Origin of the sequence: Collinsella aerofaciens (genome assembly GCF_039836695.1) — a bacterium.
Taxonomy (GTDB): domain Bacteria; phylum Actinomycetota; class Coriobacteriia; order Coriobacteriales; family Coriobacteriaceae; genus Collinsella; species Collinsella aerofaciens_BD.
Window position 1 is genome coordinate 1 of sequence record NZ_JBDPAC010000053.1, and the last position, 1261, is coordinate 1261.

Annotated in this window: 2 protein-coding genes; both read right to left on the minus strand. The window is 65.8% G+C overall.

Features of this window, described 5'->3' with window-relative positions:
- On the minus strand, positions 1–756 hold a 756-nt coding region (locus ABG996_RS10740), incomplete at its 3' end, for an IS3 family transposase (protein ID WP_347500992.1).
- Positions 723–1261, minus strand: a 539-nt coding sequence (locus tag ABG996_RS10745) for a helix-turn-helix domain-containing protein (RefSeq protein WP_347479850.1), incomplete at its 5' end; no start/stop codon positions are given. The genes ABG996_RS10745 and ABG996_RS10740, both read right to left, overlap by 34 nt.

Consider the following 1261-nt stretch of genomic DNA (forward strand, 5'->3'; position numbering starts at 1 on the left):
GTCCTTGACGTGGCCGAAGAGCTGCTCGGTGGCGGCATTGTCGATGCAGTTCGCCTTCCTGGACATGCTCTGGACGATGCCGGCGGCTTCGAGCCTGGATGTGTATGAGGCGTGCTGGTACTGCCAGCCCCGGTCCGAGTGCATGGTCGGGGCGGCGCCCTCGGGGATCTTGGGCAGCAGCTCGTCGAGCATCCTCGCCTGCTGGGCCATGTCGGGCGTGGTCGATATGTCGCTCGCCACGATCTCCTTGGTGCAGAAGTCCAGCGTCGGGGCCCAGTAGGCCTTACCGCCAGCCACCTTGAACTCGGTGACGTCCGTCCCCAGCTTCCGCCACGGGGCCCCGGCGTCGAAATTCCTCGCGATCACGTTCTCGAACGTCCTGCCGACGACGCCCCTGTACGAGTTGTACCTGTGGTAGGCCGTCTCGCGTCTGATACCGCAGCGAATCCCCATCTCGCGCATCATCTTGAGCACGGTCTTGTCGGCTATCACGGCCCCCTCTTCGGCCCTGAGGCACATCGCTATTTGCCGGTGCCCGCAGCCGTTGGCGGTGCGCGAGAAGATCTCGGCGGCCGCCTCCCGGAGCTCGGGGCGCGTGGGCCTCGGCGGGTGCGCGAGGGCGTAGTAGTAGGTCGACCTCTTGAGCTCGGCGCATGCGAGCAGGTGCCCGAGCGCGTGCCCCTCGGCGCGCAGGGCCGCGACCGCTTCGGCCTTCGCCCTGGTCAGAGCCCGTCCCTCTCGACCAGGGCGCGTAATTTTTTTAGGTAGGCCACCTCGGCCTCGAGCCTACGGCACCGCTCCTCGAGCTCCTCCTCGCGGGTCCGCGGCCTCGCCCTGGAACCGCTCGGCCGGCCCTTGGGCCTCGGGCGCAGGGCCTCCGCGCCGCCCTCGCGGTATAGCGCGCACCACTTCTTGAGCGGCGACATCGACATTATGCCGAACGCCGCCATCGCCTCGGTCTTCGTCATGCCGCCGTCGACGACGGCGGAGGCGGCGGCGACCTTCTGCTCGTATGTGTACCTGCCCTGCTTTCCGTCCATGCGCAGCAGCACCTCGCTCCCGAATGCGCGGTATATCTCCTGCCATCTTCTCACGGCTTCCGCGGGAAGCGAAAGGACAATCGCGGCAGATTTATACCCGTGCCCGAGCTCGAAGAGCCCTATGGCCGCCTTCCTGGCCTCGACATCATGCTTCACTCTCAAATCAACGCGCATAAAGAAAGCCTCCCATTTCTCATGTCCAAGAAATGGGAGGCAGTTCA